The following is an 18,467-nucleotide window of genomic DNA, read 5'->3' on the forward strand; positions in this document are numbered from 1 at the left end:
GCGTCGAGCCATTGCTGGCAGCCATGCGGGCGTGAGGCGCGGGCAGCGAACTCAATAGCGACACCGACGGCCGCCTTCGTTGCATGGAGGTGATGCGGAGCCGCGTTTTTACACAGCCTGGGTCAAAGGCGCGTGTCGATGATCACCTGGCGCAAGTCCGGTTCACCCATCCCACCGAACCTTGGCGCCTTCCGCGCCTCTTCGGCTGGGGCCAACCGCCGGGTCGAAGCCCTCTCAAAGCCCACGATGCCGTAAAATAGACATACGCAAAACACGAGATGCGGATCGGGCCGTCGTGGGGAATGGTCGCGGAGAACCTGATATGCGAGCATGGTCGTTTTTCATTGTGGCCTTCTCTGCCTTCACTCTCAGTCCCACCGGAGCCCACATTGCGCTCGGAGCCGCGTCCGACTGCGGCACTCCTTCAGACATCCATGACGGATGGGCGATTACGTCGCCGGAAAAGCAGGGGCTGAACTCGACGCCGCTTTGCACGATGGCCGACGGCATAACTGGCGGCACGCTTGCCAATGTGGACTCGATCGTCGTCGTTCGCCACGGCGTGCTCGTCTACGAACGCTACTTCAACTACCCTCAGCTGCCCGAAAATGATGCGACCACGCGGCACAGGGGTTATTCCATGACCAAAAGCGTCGTCTCGCTGCTGGTCGGGATAGCCATGGATCGCGGCCTGATCAAGGATCTGGACGCGCCGATCGTTTCGTATCTTCCGGAAGATGCCAATCTCCGCGGGCCCGACAAGGATCGTATCACCCTGCGTCATCTCCTGATGATGTCGGCAGGATTGGGGTCCGATAGATCTCCCGGTGTATCCTTCAAATACGACAGTCGGGAGACAGAGCTGATTGGGGCTGTCCTACGTCAGGTCACTGGGAAAAACGTCGAAGAGTTGGCTCAAGAAAGCATTTTTGCACCGCTCGGCATCGATGATTTTGAATGGCATAAAGACGCATCTAGCGGTCTTCCGGCGTCAGCTCGCGGGCTGGACCTGCGACCTCGCGACTGGGCGAAAATCGGCCAGCTTGTTCTCAATCATGGAGTTTGGGAAGGTAGGCAGATCGTCTCGGCTTCTTGGGTAACTCAATCCACGACCGAGCAAATCAAGACTGGCCCGCCCTCTGTCGCGCAAATCGAGGCGGAAGGCCCACGCGCTTATGGCTATCAGTGGTGGCTCGGACAATCACTGGACAAAGACCGCGCGGTTCAATGGATCGCGGCGATGGGCTTCAATTCTCAAAAGACCCTCATCATTCCAACGCTTGACATGGTCGTTGTCTTCAACTCGTCCCGACAATCCAAAAACATGGTTGCACCTGAACTGGACTTGTTGGATCGATACATCTTACTCGCGACTTCAAAAGATTGATCGCGCAGTGGCGACGCGCGGAATGGAGGTAAAGCATTTTCGTGTCCGGAAGTCCGACAGGGGGCAATTGCAGGCTTTCAGTGTCGTGGGCGATGCCGATCTCCGTGGACTATCCGGGTGGCAAATCGAGGCCGTCGGGTAGCCTGATCCAAACCAGCGCGAACGAGACCATCCCAACCATGACCGCGGCGAGGGCAATCACGGCTCTGATAGGTTGGCGGCTCATATCGGAAATTTGGGACGCCCTAGCGGTTGAGGCTCGCGGCTATCCATGCGTGGCGATGATGGCATTGTGCCACTGTTTTGCCCGACGGATCAAGTTGATTTCGTAAAATCCGTAGCTGTCGACCGTTAAGCCATTGATATCGCTGTCGCTGGCTACTGTGCATGGGGTTGTTTTCGCTGTTTTTGTTGCGAGGCTCCGCCGGCCTTGATCCAAACCGGTTTTAGTGCCCGCCGAGATAGGCCGTGATCAGCCGGGGATCGTGGATGAGATCCTTGGCGGGGCCTGACTGCACGATCTCGCCGGTCTCGAGCACGTAACCGTAGTCGGCCGTCTCCAGCGCGGCGCGGGCGTTTTGCTCGACCAGCAGGATCGACACGCCGAGATCGCGCAGCGACGCAATGGTGCGAAAAATCTCGCGCACGATCAGCGGTGCGAGGCCAAGGCTCGGCTCATCCAGCATGAGAAGTTTTGGCTTGGCCATCAGCGCGCGCCCCAGGGCCAGCATCTGGCGCTCGCCGCCCGAAAGTGTGCCGGCGGTCTGGCGCTGCCGCTCCTTCAGCCGGGGGAAGCGGTCATAGACCTCGTCAAGCGTCTTCTGGACGCCCGAGCGGTTGCGCAGGCTGTAGGAGCCGAGAAGAAGGTTGTCGGCGACCGACATATCGGAGAACAGCTCGCGCTTTTCCGGGACGAGGCACAGCCGGCGCTCGACGCGGTCCTCGACCGAAATCTTCCCGATGTCATTGCCCTGAAACACCATGCGGCCTCGTGATGCGAGCAGCCCGATGGCGGCCAACAGAAGCGTGGTCTTGCCGGCGCCGTTCGGGCCGATGACGGTGACGATCTGGCCTTCCTCGACCGAGAGCGACACGTTGCGGACAGCCTCGACATTGTCGTAGCAGATGGTCACGTCCGTCATGGAAAACATCGAGGTCACGCGACGCCTCCAAGGTAGGCCTCTTGAACCCGCGCGTCGCTGCGGATCGCAGCTGGTGCGCCCTCGCAGAGCTTGGATCCGAAGTCGAGCACCACGATGCGATCGACCAGCGACATCACGAACTCCATATCGTGCTCGACGATCAGGATGGTCAGGCGATCGGAGCGCAACGTCCGCAGCAGCTCCGCAAGCCGCAACTTCTCCTGGCGGCGCAGGCCCGCCGCCGGCTCGTCGAGCACGAGCAAGGTCGGGTCCGCGGCGAGTGCACGCGCGATCTCCAGGATGCGCTGATTGCCCAGCGGCAGATTGCCTGCGAGCTCGTACGGCTTTTCGCCGAGCCCGACGCGCTCGAGCTGCACCATGGCCTCGTACCGCGCGCTGGCCTCCTCGCGCCGGTTGAAGCGGAATGCGCCGGCGAACAGGCCGGTGCGCGTGCGGGCGTAGGTTCCGAGCATCACGTTTTCCAGGACGCTGATGCGCGGCCTCAGCTTCACATGCTGGAAGGTCCTCGCGATCCCGGCCTTGGCGATGCGGGATTGCGCATCATGTGTGATCGGACGCCCGGCAAAGACGATCTCGCCCTTGTTGACCCGGAGCGCGCCGGTCAGGCAGTTGAACATCGTGCTCTTGCCGGCGCCGTTCGGGCCGATGACGGCGAGAATTTCTCCGGACCGCACCTCGAAGCTGACATTGTTGACGGCGACGAGGCCGCCGAACCGGCGCTCGGCGCCATCCACCTTCAGGAGAAGCTCGCCCGGCGTCGGCTGCACGCGGCGGGGCAGGGGCGGTGCTGGCTGCGGCCGCTCACGCTGCATCTTCGGCAGGTAACGGGCAACGAACGGCACGATGCCCTGCCGAGCCCATTGCAGGAACAGGATGAACAGCGCGGAGAAGGCGACGATCTCGAGCTGTCCGGACGCGCCCTTGGCGATCAGCGGCAGATAATCCTGCACGCTGTTCTTGAGCAGCGTGACCACCGCGGCGCCGACGACGCCGCCGAGAAGGCTGCCGGCGCCGCCGACCATCGACATCATCAGGTATTCGATGCCCATGCCGGCATCGAACGGACCCGGACTGATGAAGCGGCTCATATGCGCGTAGAGCCAGCCGGAAAGCGATGCCAGGAAGGCTGCGAGCACGAAGGTCATGAGCTTGATCTGGAAAGCGTTGATACCGAGGCTCTCGACCAGCGTGTTGCCGCCACGCAGCGCGCGCATGGCGCGACCGAGCCGGGAGTCCAGGAGGTTGTAACCGAGGAAGAGGACGGCGGTGACGATGCCCCAGATCAGGAAATAGATCTGCAAGCTTGAGACCAGCGCGAATGGACCGATGCTGATCGGCGGGATCGACGAGATGCCGTTGAAGCGGCCGAGCCCCTCGACATTGCCGAACAGGAAGCCGATGGCGAGGCCCCAGGCGACGGTCGAGAGCGAGAGGAAATGGCCTTGAAGCCGCAAGGTGACGACGCCGAGGATGGCCGCGACGCTGCAGGTCAGTGCCACGCCGAACAGGAGGCCGAGCCAGGGCGAATATCCGTTCAATGCGGAGACCCAGGCCGTCGCATAGGCCGCAACGCCGACGAACGCCGCCTGTCCGAACGACACGATGCCGCCGACGCCGGTGAGGAGGGCGAGACCGATGGCGACGAGCGAGTAGATGCCGATGTAGTTCATCAGCGTGATGCTGAACGGGCTCAGAACGAAGGGCGCGAGCGCGAGGCACACCACCGCGGCGATCGCGGCAAGCTGAACATGGAAGCGCGTCATTCCTCGATTTCCTCTTCAGAATGAAGCGAGGCGAGGGATCGCCAGATCAGGATCGGGATCAGCAGCGAGAACACGATGACGTCCTTCAGCGCACTGCTCTCGAAGGATGCGAAGCTTTCGAGGATGCCGACCCCGACCGCGCCGATCGCGGCACCGGGATAGCTGGTCATGCCGCCGACGATGGCGCCGACGAACGCCTTGAGGCCGATCAGGAAGCCGGAATCGTAGAACACGGTGTTGACAGGCGCGATCAGGATTCCCGAGACGCCGGCCATCAGCGACCCCAGGAGATAGGCGATCGTGCCGGCGCGAGCGGGCCGGATCCCCATCAGCCGCGAGCCGGTCCGGTTCACGGCGGTGGCGCGCAGCGATTTGCCGACCAGCGTGAAGTCGAAGAAGAGGTAAAGCAGGCCACTGAAGACGAGGGCTGCGATCACGATCAGCATGGTCTGGCCCGAGACCAGGACGCCGGCGAACTCCGTCGAGAATGATGTCAACGGCTCGGTTCGGACACCTTCAGGTCCAAAGAAGAGCAGGCCAAGGCCGACCAGCGCGAAATGCAGCGCGACCGAGACCGTCAGGAGCAGCAGTACCGATCCGTCAGCAATCGGGCGGAAGACGATCCGATCCAACAGCGGGGCAATCGGCGTGATCAGCATGAGCGCGAGCACGAGCCTGACGGCGAGGGGCGGATCGGCGCGCATCGACAGCCAGGCGAGGCCGACGACGGCCAACGGAAGCGCGAGATAGAAGACCAGCGCGCGCGGAAGGAGCCGAAGCTCGCCGACGCGCAGGAGTGAAATGATCTCGATCAGGGTCGCAAGGCAGGCCAGGATGACGACCAGCGCCCCCGTGCCCGGAAAGCGCTTCGCGTCGAGGGCAGCCAGCGTCAGCGCGGTAAACGCCGCGATGTCGCCAAAGGGAATGAAGATGACCCGTGTCACCGTGAAGATGAGGACGGTCCCGATCGCCACCAGGGCATAGACTGCGCCGGTGGCGATCCCGTCGATCCCAAGGATGGCTGCGATGTCGCTCGTCATTGAGACGCCGTTCCCTTGTTCTGGCTGCCTGCCGCCTTCCGACTACGGCGCGTATTTCCAGGCGCCGCCGGTCAGGCGCACCACGACCAGCGAGCGCTCGTCGACGCCGGTCACCGCACCGGGCTTGAAATTGTAGACGGCATGCACGCCCGGCAGCTCCTTGGTGCTGAGGATCGCGTCGCGCAACGCGGTGCGGAATTCCGCCGTTCCGGGCTTCGCAGTCTTGAGCGCGCGCTCGGCGGCATTGGCGAAGATCAGCCAGGCGTCGAAGGAATAGGCGGAGAAGCCGTCGGTCGTCGGAATATTGTGGGTCTTCTGGTAGACCGCGCGGAAGTCCAGCGCGATCTTCTTGGCGAAGTGCTCGTCCGGAAGCTGTTCGGCCACGATCACGGGGCCGGCGGAGACCTGAATGCCGTCGGCCGCCTTGCCGCCGACGTTGACGAAGTCCGGATTGACCAGCGCGACGGTGCCGTAGGTGTTGCCCTTGAAACCGCGGTCGGCGAGGCTGAGGAGAGGCAGCGCGCCTTGCGTACCCGAGCCGCCGTCCAGCACGGCGTCCGGCCGTGCGGCAAGCACCTTCAGGATCTGCGCGGTCACCGAAGTATCCGTGCGGGCATATCGCTCGTTGGTCTGTATCTTGATGTCACCGGCGGCTTCAGCCGCCTTGGCGCCGTTATAGACGAGGTCGCCCCACGCGTCGGTGAAGCCGATATAGCCGATGTTCTTCACGCCGTCGCGCTTCATGCGGTCGGCGACGATCTTGACGAGGAGGGAGGCCGGCTGCGGCACCGACACCACCCACTGCTCCGGCGATTCCGGCAGCTTGCCGATCGGCGACACGGCGATCATCGGTACCTTGAGCTCGCTCGCCACCGCTGCCATGGCGATGGTCGACGGCGCTGTCGCAGTGCCGATCAGGAGGTCGACCTTCTCTTCTTCCACGAGCTTGCGTGCGTTGCGGGTCGCGGCCGACGGATCGGAGCCGTCGTCGAGCTGGATCAGGCGGATGGTCTCGCCGTTGATCGTCTTCTTGTATTCATAGGCGGCATTGATGCCGCGCCCATAGGGGATGCCGATCGACGAGCCGTTGCCACTCAGCGACGTGACGAAGCCGATGGTCATGTCGGCCTGCGCAGCCGGCGCTGCGAAGACGCCGGCTGCAAGTACGAGTAGGCTCAGAGTCTTGCGCATATGCGTTCTCCTCCGTTTGGTGCTGGATAGGAATGCCTCGAAGCTGCCGCGCGGGGAGCCCGAGCGACAAACGAACCGATTGAACGTATTGCTGCAGCGCCTGATTTCGGGCGCGACCGAAGAGAGTTTGCTCGGCCGGGCGTCAGCAGCCATGGCGTTGTTTGCCGCTCGAACCACGGGCCCATCGGCGAATGCGGGCGGGCTTTTCCTGAAGCGATGAAAAGTCGTTGACGCGGCCGCGATGCGCGACCGGCGATGCTACTGCTGCCGGCTGTTCGAGCACGGCGACTGTCCACACGATCGAGTCTCTCAAAATCGGTGCCCTGCAACGTCATTGTCATGGCCACCGGCCCCTGACCGGCGAGGAATTACTTAAAGCCTAAAGTATTGTTGGTGGGGCCGTCAACACGTGTCACGGCGCTGTCAGAAAAAAATGTTGTTGCATACAATTCCGCAGGAGTGCGGCAGTTTCCCTGCCACTCGATCGTACCAAAAGGCCGTGCTCGCATCGCCGAGACGGCCCCCGCCGTTGGCGCTGCCAGACTCATTTGACGCGTGAATTAGTTTATGATTGAAATATGTTCATCGGTAGCCGACGACCGATCCTCCGATCATCGCTTGAGGAGAATGACGATGCGCATCTTCTGGCAGAGCTTCGTTGATGCGAGCGTGAATGCGCCCTACATGGCGCTGCTGTCGGAATACCTCAACAACATCGCTGCATCAGGCACGACGGTTCAAGTCGAGGGCATTACGCCGCCGGACCGGGAGTTCGGACGGCTTGCGGAATTGCGCTGCGCCGTCCAGGCGATCGATAATGGCATCGCGGCTGAGGAGGGCGGGTTCGACGCCTTTGTCATGGGGCATTTTCAGGATCCCGGACTCTACGAGCTGCGCTCGGCGCTCGACATTCCCGTGATCGGGACCGGCGAGGCGACGTTGCTGGCGGCCTCGCAGCTCGGTCGGCGATTAGGCCTTGTGACGCTCGATCCTGTGTTCGAAGTCTGGCACTACGAGCAGGCCGAGCGCTACGGCCTCGGAGATCGCGTTGTCCACGTGACAGGTCTTGGCTGCAAGCCAGAGGATTTCGCCAGTGCATTCGCCGGAGACCATGCCGCGCAAGCCCGCATGATCGAGGATTTTGTCGCCTGCGCTCGTCCGCTGGTCGAGCACGGCGCCGATGTCGTGATCCCTGCCGGCGTTTTGCCCGGTCTTCTGATCGGACGGGAGCACGGCCTGAAAGTCGGGCACGCCCCCGTGGTCAATTGCGCAGCCGTCGCGCTGAAGAATGCCGAGATGTGGGTTCAGCTCAGGCAGCTCAACGGCACCGAGCCCAGCCGCGGGCCGAGTTTCAAGCGCGCCAGCGAGCTGGCGCGCAGCGATTTCCGCGCGCTGCTCGCCCGCAACAATCGTTAGGGCCGGGTGCGATGACCATTCTGGAGAACGAGACATGATGAAGCCCGAGAAGCTCCTCTATGAGACCGAGGTGACCGCGACTGGTGGCCGGGACGGCAAGGCGGCAAGCGCCGATGGCCTGCTGTCGGTGTCGCTGTCCTTGCCGAAGTCGATGGGCGGCCCTGGCGGCGAGGGGACCAATCCCGAGCAGCTCTTTGCAGCGGGCTACGCTGCTTGCTTTCTTGGCGCGGTCAAGCTTGTTGCGCGGACGCGGAAGGTCGTGCCCTCCGCCGAGCCTTCCGTGACCGCCAAGGTCGCAATGGGTCCAGTTCCGGTTGGGTATGCGCTTGCCGTTGAATTGAGGGTCAACCTGCCTGGTGTCGAGAAGTCCGTCGCGGAGGACGTCGTCGCCGGCGCGCATGAGCGTTGTCCCTATTCGAACGCGACGCGTGGTAATATTGATGTCAAGCTGACGGTGATCTGAGGCAGACGACCGGTGAAGACATATCTTCGCACACCGTACGACGGCATCGTGATGGCGGCTCCCATCACGGTGCCCTATGTGCGCTATTCCATCGAAAGTGCACAGTGGTGGATCGGCCGTGCGCTGAGCGCGATCGTCGCACAGGCGGGCATCAAGGCCTCCGACATCGACGGCCTCTGCGTCTCGAGCTTCACTCTGGGCACCGACAGCGGCATTGGGCTGACGCAGCATTTCGGTCTCTGCGTCCGGTGGCTGGACACGATCCCGCTCGGCGGCGCAAGCGCCATCGCAGCACTGCGGAAGGCCGCGCGCGCAGTCCAGGCACGCGATGCGGACATCGTGGCCTGTGTGGCGGGTGACACCAACCATGTCGATTCCTTCCGGCTGACGCTCGAGAATTTCTCGCGCTTCAACCAGGATGCCGTCTATCCTTACGGCGCCGGCGGCGCCAATGCGAGCTTCGCACTGATCGCCCGCAATTATATGCGGACCTTCGGTGTCACGCGCGAAGATATCGGCAGGATCGCGGTTGCCCAGCGCGCCAACGCGTTGCGCAATCCGCAGGCGCTGATGAAGGCGCCGCTGACGCTCGAGCAATATCTGGCGGCCCGGCCGATTTCCGATCCGATCCATCTCTTTGATTGCGTGATGCCCTGTGCCGGTGCGGAAGCTTTCCTCGTGATGCGCGACGAGACCGCCGCGTCGCTGGGCTTGCCGGCGGCGCGGCTGCTGTCGACGATCGAGCGGCACAATGCCTTTGCCGACGATCCGATGCAGGTCCGCGGCGGCTGGGCGAAGGACGTCGGTGAGCTCTATGCCATGGCCGGCGTGAAACCCGACGATCTCGATATCGTCCAGACCTATGACGACTATCCCGTCATCACGATGATGCAGTTCGAGGATCTCGGTTTCTGCAAGAAGGGCGAGGGCGCCGAGTTCGTGCGGACGCATGATCTCACCATCGACGGCGACTTTCCGCACAACACGTCGGGCGGGCAACTCTCGGCCGGCCAGGCCGGCGCCGCCGGCGCCTATCTCGGTCTCGTCGAAGGGCTGCGGCAAGTCCTGGGAACGGCAGGTCCCACGCAGGTGAGGAATGCAAACCTCGGACTGGCTTCGGGCTTCGGCATGATCAACTACGACCGCGGCCTGGCCTCCGGCGCCGCGATCTTTGCAGGGCCTTCGTGATGATCGATCCGATTGAGCCGCCCCGGCGCAAGAACCCGCTGTTGCGGACGCGGCTGCCTGCCTCGCCGCCGCGGTCGCGCAGCAGGAGATCGCACGGGTTCACGCGCGCAGCTGCCGAAGGACGCTTCGTACTCCAGTGCTGCGAAGCTTGCGGCGCCTTTGCCTACCCGGCGCGCGAGGCCTGCCCGTCCTGCCTGTCGGCCGGCCTTGCATTCGTCGATGCGCCGCGCCGGGGCATGCTGCTCGCCGAGACAACGGCGCACGTGCCGAGCGACGTCTATTTCCGCGAGCGTGCGCCTTGGCGCATTGGTCTCGTGAAGATGGACTGCGGTCCGACGATTGTGGCGCACCTCCATGGCGACTGTGTCGAGGGTGGGCCCATCCGCATGTCGTTTCAGCTCGACAAGAGCGGTCAGGCGGTGGCTTTTGCCCATCCCGAGGCGGAGACTCCCAACATGGCAGACGACAAGCAGTGGCGGGAAATGACGGCCGACCCAAAATTCCGGCGCGTGCTCGTAACCAACGGCCGCAGCGTCGTCGGCCAGGAAGCCGTTGCTGCATTGAAGGCCGCTGGCGCCAAGACGGTATTCGTCGGCGTTGCCGAACCATGGCGGCCGTTTGCCGGCGAGAAGCTGTTGCGCGAGCAAGACGGGATCGAGATCGTGGCCCTTGATGCCGCCGATGAAAAGTCGGCCGCCGATCTCGCGGCCGATATCGGTGGCAAGGTCGATATCCTCGTCAACACCACGGAATACATTCGGCCGGGCGGCCTGCTCGACCGCAGGGGCACCAGCATCGCGCGGGACGAGGTCGACCAAGCCTATCTCGGCTTCATCAATCTGGCACAGGCGTTCGGACCGGGCATGCGGATGCGGGGCGCCGACGGCATCAACAACAGCGTCGCCTGGGTCAACATTCTCTCCGTCCACGCGCTGGCGAACTGGCCGGCGTTCGGCGCCTATTCGGCGTCGCAAGCCGCCTGCCTGTCGCTCTCGCACTGCCTCCGCGCCGAGCTCAGGCCCGGCGGCGTCAGGGTGATGAATCTGTTCACAGGGCCCGTCGACACCGAATGGTTCCAGACCGTACCGCCGCCGAAGGTCGCGCCGCGCGCAATCGCGCAGGCGATCGTGTCGGGGCTGAGAGGTGGGCTCGAAGAAATGTATGTCGGAGATGTCGCCGAGGAAATCCGGCAGCGTCTCGCGGCCAATCCGAAAGCGCTCGAGCGTGAGCTCGACAGGTGAAATCGAGATTTCAACCAAGCCGGAGGACGTGACAATGCAAAGCAAGAATCTCCTGGAACTGGCGGGTTCGATTTCCTCGGGCGCGGTGCGCGTTGTCGATCTGACCTTTACCCTCAGTCCGGACTTTCCGGTCATCGTGCTGCCGCCGGAGTTCGGCCAGGCGGCACCGGTCCGTATCCAGGAAATCTCGCGCTATGACGGGCGAGGCCCGGCCTGGTACTGGAATAATGTCACGTTCGGCGAACACACCGGCACGCATTTCGATGCGCCGATTCACTGGTTCACCGGCAAGAACCTGCCCAACAATGCCGTCGACACGATGCCGGCCAAGGACATGATCGCGCCGGCTTGTGTGATCGACTGCTCCGCGCAGGCGGCGCAGGATCCCGACTTCCTGCTGACGGTCCCACTCGTCGAAGCCTGGGAAGCGAAGCAGGGCCGGATTCCCGAGCGGAACTGGGTCCTCTTGCGGACCGATTGGTCGAAGAAGGGCTGGCGCGACTATTCCAATCTCAGGGATGACGGCGCGCATACGCCGGGCCCGAACCCGGCTGTCATGAAGTGGTTGGTCGAGGAACGCGGTGTCATCGGGTTCGGCACCGAGACCATCGGCACCGATGCGGGGCAGGCCGGGCATTTCGAGCCGCCTTATCCGGCGCACCACTTCCTGCACGGCGCCGGCCGCTACGGTCTGCAATGCCTTTGCAATCTGGATCAGCTTCCAGCCACCGGGGCCGTTATCGTGGCCTCGCCACTGAAGATACAGAACGGCTCCGGCAGTCCGCTTCGCGTCATCGCGCTGGTGTCGTCAACCTGAAGCGTACCCATGGCCCTTGCCCATCAGAACAAGAAATCCTCACGGAAGACAGGTGCCATGAACTTGATCAAGAGCCTGCTGGCCTCCACCGCGTTGCTCCTTGCCGTCCCGCATATTGCGCAGGCGGAAATCCTGGTCGGATTCGTCACCGGCCTTAGCGGGCCGGTGTCGTCGATCGGAATTCCGAACGCGAAGGGGATCGCGGCGGGCCAGGCCTATATCGGCGAGATCGACGGCGAGAAGATTCGGGTCATCCAGCTTGATGACGGCTCCGATCCGACGGCGTCGGCGCGTAACGCCCGCAAGCTCGTCGAGCAGGAGAAAGTCGATGTCCTCATCGGCACGTCCGGCGCACCCCAGACGCTCGCGATGGCGACAGCGGCGATCGAGATGAAGATTCCGATGGTCGCGGTGTCCCCGATCGCGCCGGTCCCATCAGGCGATGGCGGCCCTTGGGTCGTCCAGACGCCGCAACCGACGCCGCTTCTGGTGCAGGGCATCGTCGACCACATGAAGGCGCGGGGCCTGAAGACCGTCGCCTTCGTCGGCTTCTCCGATGCGTTCGGCGACCTCATGTACAACTCGCTCGAGCAGAATGCGAAGACGGCCGACATCAAGGTCATTGCCAACGAACGCTACGCCAGGTCGGATTCCTCGGTGACCGCCCAGGTGCTGCGCGCACTCGCCGCGCGTCCCGACGCCGTCATGCTTGGCGGCACTGGAACGCCCGGCGCGCTGCCGGTCATCGCCTTGTCCGAGCGCGGGTATAAAGGGCCGCTGTACGGCAATCACGGGCTGATCAGCGCCGATTTCCTCCGTCTTGCCGGCAAGGCCGCCAACGGCATCATCTGCCCGACCGGGCCGGTGACCGCCGCGGAGCAACTTCCGGCCAGCAACCCGATCCAGAAGGTTGCCTTGGATTTCCGAGCGGCCTTCGAGAAAGCGAACGGCGAGGCGCCGACGGATTCATTCTCGTCCTATTCCTTCGATGGCTGGCTGGTGTTCGCCGATGCCGCCAAGCGCGCGATGGCAACTGGCGCCAAGCCCGGCTCGCCGGAATTCCGCACCGCGCTTCGTCAGGCCCTGTTCACGACCAAGGAGGTCGTTGGGACGCAGGGCGTCTACACCTATACGCCGGCGGATCGGCATGGCGTCGACGATCGCTCGCGCATCATGGTCCAGATCGAGGACGGCAAATACAAGCTGTTGCCCTGAGCGAGGCGGATGTGACGGAGAGCAACGCGCAGGCAAAAGGCGGCGTGGTCGGGGAGGGGAGCGTGACGCAGGCCTGGACGCACGCGGTCGAGCTGTTTCCCCCGTCCGACCGGATCCTCTCCACCATTCTCACGCGGCAGGCGGCGCGCTATGGCGATCGTGTGCTGCTCGTCGCGGGCGAGACGCGCTGGAGCTTTGCGCAGACCGCGGCGATCGCGGCCGCGTCGGCCCAGGCGCTCGTCGATGCGGGGATCAAGCCGGGCGATCGGGTCGCGCTGATGTGTTCGAACCGTCCGGAGTTCCTGCAGGTCTATCTCGGCTGCGCGTGGCTCGGGGCCGTCGCAGTCCCGATCAATACCGCGCTACGCGGCTTCCAGCTCTCCCACATCTTCCGCAACTCGCGTCCCGCGCTCCTTGTCGTCGAGGCTCAGTTCATTGCTGCGATCGATAGCGTCGAAGCGGGCGTCGAGCTGCCGCCCCGGATCTGGATCATCGGAGCTGCCGCCGGGGCAGTCGATGCCAGGCTCTCCAGGGTGCCGCTGCCGGCTCTCGGAGCCGCGGCCCCGGCGGGCGCCGTCCGCCCCGGCGACACCGTTGCGATCCTCTACACATCGGGCACCACGGGGCCTGCAAAGGGTGTGTGCTGTCCGCAGGCGCAGCTGTTCTGGTGGGGCATCTATTCGGCGCGGGCGCTCGGCGTCCGCGAGGGCGATGTGCTGTTCACGACACTGCCCCTGTTCCACACCAACGCGCTGAATGCGTTCTATCAGGCGGTCCTGAACGGATGCACCTACGTGCTGGAGTCGAAATTCTCCGCTTCCGGCTTTTGGTCCGCCGCGCGACGGCACAATGCGACGGTCGGTTATCTGCTCGGCGCCATGGCGTCGATGCTTCTGGCGCAGCCGAAGACTGCGAACGATTCGACGCATCGCCTTCGCGTAGCGCTTGGCGGCGGCGTGCCGCCGCAAATCCACGGTCCGTTCCTCGAGCGGTTTGGCGTGCCGCTGGTCGACGGCTACGGGTCGACTGAGACCAATTTCGTGTTTGCAGGGGCAATCCCGTCCGATCGTCCAGGGACGATGGGTTATCTGGCCGACGGGATCGAGGCGCAGATCGTCGACGAGAATGATTCCGCGCTTCCTGACGGACAGGCCGGGGAGCTCCTGCTTCGCGCCAGAGAACCCTTTGCTTTCGCCTCCGGCTATTTCGGCATGCCGGAAAAGACGGTCGAGGCCTGGCGCAATCTGTGGTTCCACTCGGGCGATCGGGTCGTTCGGGATGCTGACGGACATTATCGTTTCATCGACCGCATGAAGGATTCGATCCGCAGGCGTGGCGAGAACGTATCTTCGTGGGAGGTCGAGCAGACCATCCAGTCCCATCCCGCGGTCGCCGCCTGCGCGATCTACCCGCTGCCGTCGGAGTTGGGAGAGGACGAGGTTGCGGTTGCGATCCTGCTGGAACCAGGCCAATCGCTGGAGCCCGTCGACATCGTCAGGCATTGCGAAGGCCAGATCGCCTATTTCGCCATCCCGCGCTATGTGCGCATTCTGAGCCAGATGCCATTGACGGAGAACGGCAAGATCAAGAAGGGCGTGCTGCGTGAAGCGGGCGTCACCACGGACATTTGGGATCGCGAGGCTGCCGGAGTGAAGGTGCGGCGCTGACTGCCGTGTCCGCTCAGGGCTTTTGCAGCGCGTCCCTGACGGCACTCTTGAGTTCGTCGAGCTCGCCGATCAGTCCGTCGAACCGGTCCGCCGGGAAATCCGCCAGCAGCTCGGCAAGCCATGCGCCGTGGCTCTTGGCCATCCGCCTGAAGGTTTTGCGGCCTTCGACCGTCATGCAGACGATCTGCACGCGGCGGTCGAGGTTCGACGGCGTGCGGGTGATGTATCCATCCTCGACCAGGCGGTCGACGATCGGCGTCAGGTTCCCGGCCGAGACCATCAGGCGCTTGGGCAGTTCACCCAGCACAAGTCCGCTCGGTTCGCGGTCGAGCTGAGCCAGAACATCGAAGCGAGGCATCGTGAAATCGAACTCTTCGCGAAACCGGCGCCGCAGTTCGCCCTCGATCAGGGTCGTGCAAGCGAGCAGCCGGAGCCAAAGTCGTGTTTGAGCCCTGTATTCAGCCTCCTGATCCGCTCCATTCTTGGCTGAAACAGGCGTGGGCTCCTTCGCGAGTGCCAATCGAATCTCCCGGGCTTCGTGGCTTGTTGAAAGCTGGCGCAGCTCTCGTGGACGTTGGCAAGATAGTTCGTGCCAAAAGTAAATTCAAGGCTGAGCCCGAACGTCTCGGTATCGGCTCTGCAGTGTGTCCAATTTGCATTGTATCTCAAGATCGACGCTATGGAGGTAGGCGCGTCTCCATGGTCCAGAGCCACCTTGACAATGCACGCGTCTACGAAACATTTTATGCTTAAAATAAATTCAGGTGAAGGCTTGGCACGCGCCGCGGCGGCGGCCGCGCAGTGAGCGGAAAGGATCAGATGAGCTCCGTTGCAAAGGTAATCCGGCGTGAGTGGCTGGACTGGCCGTTCTTCGAGCCGCGTCACCAGACGATCGGCGAGGCACTCGACCGTTTCGTCCAGTCGGGGGCGATCGACAAGATCGACCATAACGATGTCGACGGCGCCTGCCGCAAGCTCGTGCGCGCGATGGGCGAGGCGGGGCTGCTCGGATGCGCGGTCGCGGCACCCGACGGCGATGCGACCTCAATCGATTCTCGCTCGATCTGCCTGTCGCGCGAGTCGCTCGCCTATGCCGATGGCCTCGCCGATTTCGCCTTCGCCATGCAGGGGCTCGGCTCCGGCGCGATCGCACTCGGCGGTTCGGCCGACCTGCGCAAGGCCGTGCTGCCAAAAGTCCGGTCGGGCGAATGGCTCTCGGCGTTTGCGCTGTCGGAGAAGGAGGCCGGGTCGGACGTCGCCGCGATGTCCTGTACCGCGCGCGTCGACGGGAACGACTATATCATCGACGGCGAGAAGACGTGGATATCCAACGGCGGCATCGCCGACGTCTATACGCTGTTTGCGCGAACCGGGGAGGCGCCGGGTGCCCGCGGCATCTCGGCTTTCGTGGTGTTTCCGGATGATCCCGGATTCAGTATTGCGGACCGCATCGACGTCATTGCCCCGCATCCGCTAGCGACGCTGCGCTTTACGAACTGCCGCATCCCGGCGAGCCGTCGCCTTGGCGCGCCGGGTGGCGGCTTCAAGCTCGCGATGCAGACGCTCGACATTTTCCGCGCATCGGTCGCTGCCGCAGCCCTCGGCTTTGCGCGGCGCGCACTCGATGAGGCAGTGTCGCACGCGCGCGGCCGACACATGTTCGGCGCGACGCTCGGCGATCTCCAACTGACCCAGGCCGCGCTCGGCGATATGGCGACCGACACCGATGCCGCCGCGCTCCTGACCTACCGCGCGGCCTGGCGCCGCGACGTCCAGAAGCTGCCGACCACCAGCGAGGCAGCGATGGCCAAGCTAACGGCCACGGAGACCGCGCAGCGCGTGATCGACCGCGCCGTCCAGATGTTCGGCGGCCGCGGCGTGCGCAAGGGAGAGGTGGTCGAAAGCCTCTACCGCGAAATCCGCGCGCTGCGCATCTATGAAGGCGCGACCGAGGTCCAAAAATTGATTGTCGCGCGCGAGCTCTTGAAGCCGCGCTGAGAGGATTGAGAATTCCGCATGAGTACGATGGGAAAGCCAGAAGCCGTCGCGACTGCCGCGATCAGCGGTCTGCAAGTGCTTCAGCCCAGCGGCTGGCCACAGCCGAAGGGGTATGCGAACGGCGTCATGGCCGAAGGACGCCTTGTCGTGACGGGGGGTGTCGTCGGCTGGGATCTTGCAGGCCGATTTGCCGACGGATTCGTCGCGCAGGTCCGGCAGGCGCTCGAAAACATCGTGGCGATCCTGGCGGAGGGCGGCGCGCGGCCAGACCACATCGTGCGCCTGACCTGGTATGTCGTCGACATGGACGAATACGTGTCCAATCTCAAGGCGCTCGGTAAGGTCTATCGTGACGTGATCGGTACGCATTACCCCAGCATGGCGCTCGTCCAGATCGTGCGTCTTGTCGAGTCTTCCGCGCGCGTCGAGATCGAAGCGACGGCCGTCGTCCCACGCTGACGAGGAAGCATAGCGGCAGTCAGGCCAGACAGCGCATTCGCGCGAACCGGCCGGACAGGAGTTGCGCATCTCGCTCGACAAGACCAGGATGTAGGTGGATCGCGTGGTCGACCTTGCGCCGGGCATGCGGTCACGGCCGAGATCAAGACCGGGACGCGGCGCACTATCGAATATTTGCTGTCGCCGTTGCTGCGATACAAGCAGGAAAGCTTGAGAGAATCCGTTGTCCTAGGACAGTTGCCCGGTCGCCGCCGCAATGCGCCGGCAGGCCACTTCGAGCTCTGCGGCCGACGTTGCGTAGGAGATCCGGAAATACGGCGCGAGGCCAAATGCCGAACCGGGAACGACCGCGACGCCAACGGCCCGCAGCAAATATTCCGCAAAGGCCGTATCGCTCGCGATGATACCGCCGTCAGGCGCCTTCTTGCCGATCAGGCCCGCACAACTGGCGAAGGTGTAGAACGCCCCTTCGGGCACGCGGCAGGTGATACCGCTGATCCCGTTCAATGCGCAAACGACGAGATCGCGGCGCGACTGGAACGACATGCAATGGTCGCGCACGATGTCCTGAGGACCGTTGAGGGCCTCGACAGCCGCGGCCTGGCTGATCGATGATGGGCAGGACGTCGACTGGCTCTGCACGATAGCCATGGCTCGAATCAGCGCGCTTGGCCCGGCCGCGTAGCCAATGCGCCAGCCGGTCATCGCATAGGCCTTGGAAACACCGTTGACCGTCAGGATGCGGTTGCGAAGCCTCGGTTCGATGGCGGCCGGTGTGACAAAGCGGAAATCGTCGTAGACGATATGCTCATAGATGTCGTCAACGATCAGCCAGACATGCTGGTGTCGCGATAGCACGTCGAGCAGCGGCCGATAGTCGGCTTCGCTATAGGCAGCTCCGGTGGGATTCGATGGCGAATTCAGCATCACCCAGCGCGTGCGCGGTGTGATCGCTGCTTCGAGATCGCCGGCGGTGAGCCGGAAGCCGTTGGCTTCCGAACACGGCACCAGAACCGGCTTGCCGCCTGCAATGAGGACGATGTCGGCGTAGCTCACCCAGAACGGCGCCGGGATGATGACCTCGTCGCCCGGATCGAGACTGGCCATCATGGCGTTGTAGAGAACCTGCTTTGCACCGCTTGAAACCGTGATCTCGTCCTGAGCGAATTCAAGGCCGTTGTCGCGCCGGAACTTGGTGCGGATAGCGGATTTGAGTTCTGGCGTTCCGTCGAGCGCGGTGTATTTCGTCGCGCCTGCGTGCATGGCGCGCGCTGCCGCGTCCTTGATGTGAGCGGGCGTATCGAAGTCAGGCTCCCCTGTGCCGAGGATGATGATATCCTTGCCTTGGCGCTTCAGATCGGTGGCGAGGCCGGTAATCTTCAGGATTTCCGACACCCCGATCGACGAAAGGCGGGAGGCTGGACGGAAATGCGATGTCGTCTGCAGCGGTGCGTTCACG

The 18,467-nt window shown here is 63.7% G+C and carries 16 protein-coding genes; 10 read left to right on the forward strand and 6 right to left on the reverse strand.

What is annotated here, in order from left to right; translation table 11 throughout:
- The first annotated feature begins 322 nt into the window (after positions 1-322).
- Positions 323-1,387, forward strand: coding sequence for a serine hydrolase domain-containing protein (locus tag QCM77_RS15250; protein WP_279684114.1), 1,065 nt, complete (start codon positions 323-325; stop codon positions 1,385-1,387).
- Positions 1,388-1,833: 446 nt separating this feature from the next.
- On the opposite strand, the gene QCM77_RS15255 is transcribed toward QCM77_RS15250, so the two are convergent.
- From QCM77_RS15255 to QCM77_RS15270, 4 genes are read right to left on the reverse strand one after another with little or no spacing between them, the layout of a single operon-like run.
- Entirely contained in the window at positions 1,834-2,547 is a 714-nt protein-coding gene (locus QCM77_RS15255) for an ABC transporter ATP-binding protein (protein WP_279684115.1), read from the reverse strand.
- Entirely contained in the window at positions 2,544-4,313 is a 1,770-nt protein-coding gene (locus tag QCM77_RS15260; protein WP_279684116.1) for a branched-chain amino acid ABC transporter ATP-binding protein/permease, read from the reverse strand. The genes QCM77_RS15255 and QCM77_RS15260 overlap by 4 nt, the downstream gene beginning before the upstream one ends.
- Complete coding sequence (locus QCM77_RS15265; RefSeq protein ID WP_279659741.1) at positions 4,310-5,353, reverse strand: branched-chain amino acid ABC transporter permease; 1,044 nt, start codon at positions 5,351-5,353, stop codon at positions 4,310-4,312. The genes QCM77_RS15260 and QCM77_RS15265 overlap by 4 nt, the downstream gene beginning before the upstream one ends.
- A gap of 42 nt (positions 5,354-5,395) precedes the next feature.
- Entirely contained in the window at positions 5,396-6,544 is a 1,149-nt protein-coding gene (locus QCM77_RS15270; RefSeq protein WP_279684117.1) for an ABC transporter substrate-binding protein, read from the reverse strand.
- Between the two features lie 633 nt (positions 6,545-7,177).
- On the opposite strand from QCM77_RS15270, the gene QCM77_RS15275 reads away from it, so the two are divergent.
- From QCM77_RS15275 to QCM77_RS15305, 7 genes are read left to right on the forward strand one after another with little or no spacing between them, the layout of a single operon-like run.
- Positions 7,178-7,960 (forward strand): aspartate/glutamate racemase family protein, encoded by a 783-nt coding sequence (locus QCM77_RS15275; protein ID WP_279659739.1) that lies wholly within the window; start codon positions 7,178-7,180, stop codon positions 7,958-7,960.
- Positions 7,961-7,994: 34 nt separating this feature from the next.
- Positions 7,995-8,423: an organic hydroperoxide resistance protein gene (locus QCM77_RS15280; RefSeq protein ID WP_347882370.1), complete on the forward strand. Its 429-nt coding sequence runs from the start codon at positions 7,995-7,997 to the stop codon at positions 8,421-8,423.
- A gap of 12 nt (positions 8,424-8,435) precedes the next feature.
- Entirely contained in the window at positions 8,436-9,611 is a 1,176-nt protein-coding gene (locus QCM77_RS15285; protein ID WP_279684118.1) for a thiolase family protein, read from the forward strand.
- Positions 9,611-10,852: an SDR family NAD(P)-dependent oxidoreductase gene (locus QCM77_RS15290; protein ID WP_279684119.1), complete on the forward strand. Its 1,242-nt coding sequence runs from the start codon at positions 9,611-9,613 to the stop codon at positions 10,850-10,852. The genes QCM77_RS15285 and QCM77_RS15290 overlap by 1 nt, the downstream gene beginning before the upstream one ends.
- A gap of 34 nt (positions 10,853-10,886) precedes the next feature.
- A complete protein-coding gene (locus tag QCM77_RS15295; RefSeq protein ID WP_279659736.1) occupies positions 10,887-11,669 on the forward strand; it encodes a cyclase family protein in 783 nt (260 codons plus the stop codon).
- A gap of 57 nt (positions 11,670-11,726) precedes the next feature.
- Positions 11,727-12,884 (forward strand): ABC transporter substrate-binding protein, encoded by a 1,158-nt coding sequence (locus QCM77_RS15300; RefSeq protein WP_279684120.1) that lies wholly within the window; start codon positions 11,727-11,729, stop codon positions 12,882-12,884.
- An 11-nt stretch (positions 12,885-12,895) separates the two neighbouring features.
- Positions 12,896-14,551 (forward strand): ATP-dependent acyl-CoA ligase, encoded by a 1,656-nt coding sequence (locus tag QCM77_RS15305; protein ID WP_279684121.1) that lies wholly within the window; start codon positions 12,896-12,898, stop codon positions 14,549-14,551.
- Between the two features lie 13 nt (positions 14,552-14,564).
- Here the strand turns inward: QCM77_RS15305 and QCM77_RS15310 are convergent, their stop codons facing one another.
- Positions 14,565-14,909, reverse strand: coding sequence for a MarR family winged helix-turn-helix transcriptional regulator (locus QCM77_RS15310; protein ID WP_279684122.1), 345 nt, complete (start codon positions 14,907-14,909; stop codon positions 14,565-14,567).
- A gap of 461 nt (positions 14,910-15,370) precedes the next feature.
- Here QCM77_RS15310 and QCM77_RS15315 point away from each other — a divergent pair, with 461 nt between their 5' ends.
- Positions 15,371-16,549 (forward strand): acyl-CoA dehydrogenase family protein, encoded by a 1,179-nt coding sequence (locus QCM77_RS15315; RefSeq protein WP_279684123.1) that lies wholly within the window; start codon positions 15,371-15,373, stop codon positions 16,547-16,549.
- Positions 16,550-16,567: 18 nt separating this feature from the next.
- A complete protein-coding gene (locus QCM77_RS15320; RefSeq protein ID WP_279684124.1) occupies positions 16,568-17,008 on the forward strand; it encodes a RidA family protein in 441 nt (146 codons plus the stop codon).
- Positions 17,009-17,236: 228 nt separating this feature from the next.
- Here QCM77_RS15320 and QCM77_RS15325 read toward each other — a convergent pair whose 3' ends face one another.
- Complete coding sequence (locus QCM77_RS15325; protein ID WP_462804322.1) at positions 17,237-18,466, reverse strand: pyridoxal phosphate-dependent aminotransferase; 1,230 nt, start codon at positions 18,464-18,466, stop codon at positions 17,237-17,239.
- Position 18,467: the final 1 nt, after the last annotated feature.

The organism is Bradyrhizobium nivariense (assembly GCF_029846695.2).
Taxonomy (GTDB): domain Bacteria; phylum Pseudomonadota; class Alphaproteobacteria; order Rhizobiales; family Xanthobacteraceae; genus Bradyrhizobium.